The sequence below is a fragment of the Pontibacter toksunensis genome, from assembly GCF_042686245.1.
Lineage (GTDB): Bacteria > Bacteroidota > Bacteroidia > Cytophagales > Hymenobacteraceae > Pontibacter > Pontibacter toksunensis.
Genome location: NZ_JBHUOX010000065.1, coordinates 1 through 5467 on the forward strand (window position 1 = coordinate 1; position 5467 = coordinate 5467).

6 protein-coding genes are annotated in these 5467 nt (G+C 49.3%); 4 read left to right on the forward strand and 2 right to left on the reverse strand.

Features of this window, described 5'->3' with window-relative positions:
• The first annotated feature begins 77 nt into the window (after positions 1-77).
• A complete protein-coding gene (locus ACFS7Z_RS26945) occupies positions 78-1430 on the forward strand; it encodes a S41 family peptidase (protein ID WP_377492480.1) in 1353 nt (450 codons plus the stop codon).
• 65 nt (positions 1431-1495) lie between these two features.
• A complete protein-coding gene (locus tag ACFS7Z_RS26950; protein WP_377492483.1) occupies positions 1496-2317 on the forward strand; it encodes an IS982 family transposase in 822 nt (273 codons plus the stop codon).
• 212 nt (positions 2318-2529) lie between these two features.
• Here ACFS7Z_RS26950 and ACFS7Z_RS26955 read toward each other — a convergent pair whose 3' ends face one another.
• Both ACFS7Z_RS26955 and ACFS7Z_RS26960 read right to left on the reverse strand, forming a co-directional pair.
• The gene (locus ACFS7Z_RS26955) at positions 2530-3363 is read right to left on the reverse strand and encodes an IS110 family transposase (protein ID WP_377492486.1); all 834 of its coding nucleotides are present in this window, start codon (positions 3361-3363) and stop codon (positions 2530-2532) included.
• Positions 3360-3524 (reverse strand): hypothetical protein, encoded by a 165-nt coding sequence (locus tag ACFS7Z_RS26960; RefSeq protein ID WP_377492489.1) that lies wholly within the window; start codon positions 3522-3524, stop codon positions 3360-3362. The genes ACFS7Z_RS26955 and ACFS7Z_RS26960 overlap by 4 nt, the downstream gene beginning before the upstream one ends.
• A gap of 434 nt (positions 3525-3958) precedes the next feature.
• On the opposite strand from ACFS7Z_RS26960, the gene ACFS7Z_RS26965 reads away from it, so the two are divergent.
• Positions 3959-4813 (forward strand): PAS domain-containing sensor histidine kinase, encoded by an 855-nt coding sequence (locus tag ACFS7Z_RS26965; RefSeq protein WP_377492492.1) that lies wholly within the window; start codon positions 3959-3961, stop codon positions 4811-4813.
• A gap of 422 nt (positions 4814-5235) precedes the next feature.
• Positions 5236-5467, forward strand: a 232-nt coding sequence (locus ACFS7Z_RS26970; protein WP_377492495.1) for a carboxypeptidase regulatory-like domain-containing protein, incomplete at its 3' end; no start/stop codon positions are given.

Genomic DNA, 5467 nt, shown 5'->3' on the forward strand with positions numbered 1-5467 from the left:
CTTGATGGCGAAGATGATCTGCGCCTCGGTGAACTTTGATTTCTTCATGGCAATTCGCTTTTAAGACTATACGATTATTGCCCGCTTTCTCTACTTTACAACGGTCCGGTTTTTCGGGGGGAGGTCACCTTTTCAATGCTTCAGTAACAGCTTCCTTACAAGCCTTAGGTAGCGCAGAAGCCAGGTTTGGGAACCGTTATGTACATTATCAGCAGGGTGGTGCAGCCACTGGTTTCAATGGAGAAAAACCGTATCGGGAGCATATTTTCCCGGAGGATAGGCTGAGGCTACTGGCTTTGTTCAGGTACTGGAACGTGATTCATTTCTTTTATCCCCATCATAGTCTGTTAGACCGTCCGTGGGAGGAGGAGCTCTTAACTTTTATTCCACTTTTTGTTGCAGCCTCTGATGCGGCTGCTTATCATGCCACCGTAGCTCGTTTAGTGGCCCGCATCAATGACAGCCACGGTGCGGCAACAAGCCCCCTGCTAAACTACGGGCAAAAGCGAAGCATCCCCTTTGAGGTAGCTATTGTGGAGGGGAAAGCCGTTGTGGCAAAAGCAATAAATTCTTCCCTTGCCCGAGAGAGCCTGCTACAGGCAGGGGACGTAATTCTGGAGCGGAACGGTATGCCGATAACCGTTCTCCTGGATAGCTTGCGCTCTTTCCACGGGGCTTCTAATGAAGAGGCTTTGTTAGAGAAGCTGGCTCCCTTGCTACTTTATGTGGATGGGCCACAGGTGAACCTTTTAGTCCAGCGCAGCAGGGAGCAATTGGTTTTGCGGGAGAAGACCTATTTGGGGAAGGAGATTTATTCACAGCAGCTTACCCCAGGGCTTCCTTCCTGGGAGAAGTTAAAAAACAATATCGGTTACATAGATCTAAGGCGGCTGAAAATAACTGAAATAGCCCCGGCCATGGAAACTTTGATGGCATGCCCTGTAATTATATTCGACTTGAGAGGCTACCCGGAGTTTTTGCTCTATGACTTAGCCGCCTATCTGCTGCCGACAGCCCGTCATTTTGCTAAACTGGTCTTTGCTGATCTTGACTATCCTGGTTCCTTCAGGGTCGGCCTATTACCCCCCGCTGGCCCCGCCCGCCCAAAACAAGAGTATTACAAAGGAAAAGTAGTTGTACTCATTGACCAGAAAACCTTGAGCCGGGCAGAGTTTACAGCTATGGCCCTTCAAGCCGTGCCTGGTGCTACCCTGATTGGCAGTCCAACAGCTGGTGCCGATGGCACTAACACCCATATTGCTTTACCAGGAGGAATCATAACTTCGTTTTCTTGCCAGGGAATATTATATCCGGATGGAAAACCTACCCAAGGAAAGGGGATTCAACCTCATATATCAGTGAAACCAACAATTGCAGGAATCAAAAACGGAAAAGACGAAGTGCTAAATAACTCAAGTTGCGGGATATAAAAATCTGTTCTGTCAGTGACTTTAGCACGTTTTAGGGTTACCACACTCCTAAAATGAGACTAGCCATGACAGAACAGACTATAGCAATATACTGCTTTATCGACGACTTCTTTCTTTCCATCGGCAGAAAAGACGATACCCACTGCAGGCTCTCCGATGCAGAGCTTTTGACCACTGCCCTTGTAGCGGCCCGTTTCTTCTACGGCAACCTCCACTCCGCCTGCGCCTACATGCGGGAACACCACGGGGTGCAGATGATAGACAAGTCGGGCTTTACCCGCCGCCTGCACGGGCTCAGGGAGCAGCTGATGGCCCTTTTTCTTGCCCTAGGACAAAGCCTCAGGCAGCTCAACACCTCCTCGCGATACCAGATAGACTCCTTTCCGGTAGCCGTGTGCGACAACATCCGCATCGCCCGCTGCCGCCTGCTCAGGGGCGAGGGCTACCGGGGCATGTGCGTGAGCAAGCGGCGCTACTTCTACGGCTTCCGGGTACAGCTCATCGCCACAGAAGGAGGCCTGCCGGTTGCCTTCTACATCCACGCAGGCTCCTTTGCCGATGTGACCGCGCTGAAGGCCATGCCCCTGGACCTGCCCGAGGGCAGCTGCCTCTACGCCGATGCCGGCTATACCTGCTATGAGGTGGAGGACCTGCTGGCAGAGTGCGATGGGGTGGAGCTGCGTGCTTGCCGCAAGAGCAACAGCACAAGAGCAGATAAACCGCACATGGCCTTTCTAAAGAACTACTACCGCAAGCGCATCGAAACCACCTTCAGCGGCATCACAGGACTTTTCCCTAAGAAGATTCATGCTGTCACAGCCGAAGGATTCATCTTAAAGCTCATTCTTTTTATATTCGCCTATACCTTGAATCAAGTCATCGAATAACTCGCAACTTGAGTTAAATAGAGCTATAATTTTCCTAGAACAGATAAGATAAGCAAGAGAAATGTTGGAAAATGTTGGAATTCATTATAAACCGTTGATCAAAATAAACCCCTGCCAACCAATCTTAGCAGGAAGACTTAATAGCGCTTCGCCCTTCTGCTACTCAAACCGTTAGCTTGCTCTACAGTCGGTCCTGGTGAACATGAACTGTGTTAAAAGTCAAGCTTAACAGGAGTAAATTTATTAAAATCAGCCTGATAAGGTTTGCCTGATTTAACAATGGCAAAAGCCTGCTTGAGCAGCTTATTAGAGACAGCAATTAAAGCTAGCTTTCCATTTTTACCCTTGGCCACGAGCCGCTCGTAAAGAGCCTTGCAGGCGGCGTTCGATATCTTAGCCGAGAAGCTGCACATGAACAGCTTGCTTCTAATCAGGCCACCTCCCATCTTGGTGATGAGCACCTTGCCTCTGACACTGGTGCCAGAGGTATATTCCCGGGGTGAGAGACCGGCCTTGGCAATGAGCTGCCGATAGCTGCCCACTTTCCTAAAGCCTCCGGCAAATAGCAGAAGCATGCCCGCCGTCTTTCTGCCAATGCCGGGAATGGAGGAAAGCAGCCTGATCTCCTTTTCATATACTGCTTCCAAGGCATCAAGCATTTTATCCTCCATTTGCCGGACCTGCTTTTCAAGCATCTTCAGCGTCTGCTTCAAGCTTTTTACTGCCAACGCACTAACCACCGGCTGTCGCTCCAAAGCCTCAATAGCGTTAATAACCATGGTTTTCTGCTTTATCAGCTGCTCGATAACCTGCTCCAACTGCCTGCATTCCACAATAATCCGCTCCTCTGGCTGCCAACATACCGCTTGGTTCTGCTCTCCGTAGCGCATAATCCACTGGGCGTCCTTCCTGTCGCTCTTTCCCTTACCCAGGTGCATCTGGATGTAGCGCCTGATGACAACAGGATTCACCACGACTACTCGTGCTCCCTGTTCCACCAGGTAGTAAGCCAACTGCAGGTAGTATATACCGGTGGCTTCCATCACATACAGGCTGTCCGGCCCGCAGCGCTTGACCAGTTGCTTAAAACCAGTTTGCTGTTTTTTGGCTCCAGGTGTTCCATCTTCCCGTCTGCCAGGTGGCAGACAGCCAGCGAGTCTTTGCTCACATCGATACCTACTACTTTTTGTCTTGCATGTGTGTCCATAACGTAAGTGGTTGAATAAATGTAAACCGGGTATGTTAGAAGAGGAGACTATGGTGGCTTTCTCTATCCTGATGCAAGCTTTCAAGCCTAATGGAACTGTCCGAAGTAACCATAGAAAAGGGCGGGGATTCTCATGTTCAACTGGTTCTCAAGACCACATAACTGGCAAAATCTTTATCCCCCCTTTCTGCTCTTTGTTTACAAGTTAGTGCATAAAGCCAAACATAGGATAACTGACCTTATGGGAGAAACCGCCCTCACAGCCGGATCGGGGCCAGAGCTTCGGTTCTTTTCCTCTAACCTCTCCTCTCCAAATCTGATGGTCATGTCCGTGCTTGCTGTGTATAGCAGGTTAGACGATAGACCCTACACCATATGGGTACTGAATGTTATATGAAGCAGTACAGTTATAGTGCTATGGAGCGGCCTATGGGATGACAGCGTTCTGCTGTTACACGGCCTCTGATAATGCTTCTAACTCTTCGCTTGATTTCCTGCTGACGCTTAACGAGGGAACTGACCAGGTGGTTTTTGCTTTCGATACCGCCGCTACCCGCTTTACTTTTCTCAATCCTGCCTTTGAAATAGTTTGGGGCAAGAGCCGGAAGGAGGTCATGGATGCCCCTGCTTCTCTAAGGAAAGACATTCATCCGGAAGACGGGTTACATGTGCAGCACGTTTACCACGAGCTGCTGGAGGAGATACTGGTGAGTGAGGTAGAGTTCCGCATCATACGCCGTAACAAGAGCGAGCGGTGGGTTTGCCTCAGACCCCGGATGACAGAGGAGCAGCTCATCATCGGTTATGCCCAGGACATCACTGCCCAAAAGGAGTACAATGATGTTCTCAAAAAGTTCTCCGATATAAAGAATGCTATTCTCACTATCCTCTCGCATGACCTGGCAGGCCCGCTGGCCATGATTCAGAACCTGTCTGCGATGCTGAGGGATGGTGCAATAACTGATATCGACCAGTGTAAAGTACAGCAAGTACTAGGCATCATTGAAAGAAGCAGCAAGCAGGGCGTGCAGCTGATTCAGGATTTTGTGAAGCAGGAGTTCCTAGAGTCCGCTAACGTGGAGTTGATTAAAAGGCGGGTGGACTTAGCTGGTGCGCTGAAAGAAGTCATGGAAGAATACCAGACAAACCCCCTGCTGCCCCAGAAGGTTCTCCACTTCGTTACTTCCGGCGACACCGATTTTGTGTACCTGGATGACAACAAGTTCATGCAGTGCATCAACAACCTGTTGTCAAACGCGATAAATTCACTCCGGATGGCGGGGGGATAACCCTTGCGTTGGAGGAAAAGGAAGAACAGTGCTCATCAAAATCACGGACACGGGTAAATGTGGCTAGTGAACCAGTGTTGCTATAACGGAATTACAAGCCTTTCCCTGTGCCTCTTCCTGAAAAAAGTTGTCCATCTAACCTAGACTTACCAGACGCTATGTGCAAAACAGCTTTCACAGCCTGCCTCGCAGATACAGGTCTGTGCTATTTTTTTACAGCCAATTGCCTGAATTTAGAAGGACATAGGTAACCTGACTCTTTGAGTAATACTCTCCCTCTCCTGGAGGACTTCTTTTTCTCTCTATAGAAACAACCACCACAACGATTCGTAATAAGGATAGTCTTAAATAAAATTTAGATTAGACTAAATATTTATTTTCACCGCTTTAATTAGATTTATCTTTGTTCCAACTACACCGCTATGATGACACACCTACGCTTGCTTCTCACCTTCGTGCTGCTCATGGCCGCATTCACATCGCAGGCACAAACAGCCGCTATATCAGGAAAAGTTACTGTTGACGGTGTACCGGTAGCCTTTGCCAGTGTGGGCCTGGCCGGCACAGCAAAGGGAGCAACCAGCGATGCCTCCGGATTCTATCTCATCAGCCAGTTGCCTAGCGGAACTTACACCATAAAGGTGTCTGCAGTGG

Coding starts and splice junctions, on each gene's coding strand:
- ACFS7Z_RS26960 (WP_377492489.1), bottom strand. CDS start 3,524: ATGGACACACATGCAAGACAAAAAGTAGTAGGTATCGATGTGAGCAAA.
- ACFS7Z_RS26965 (WP_377492492.1), top strand. CDS start 3,959: ATGACAGCGTTCTGCTGTTACACGGCCTCTGATAATGCTTCTAACTCT.
- ACFS7Z_RS26950 (WP_377492483.1), top strand. CDS start 1,496: ATGACAGAACAGACTATAGCAATATACTGCTTTATCGACGACTTCTTT.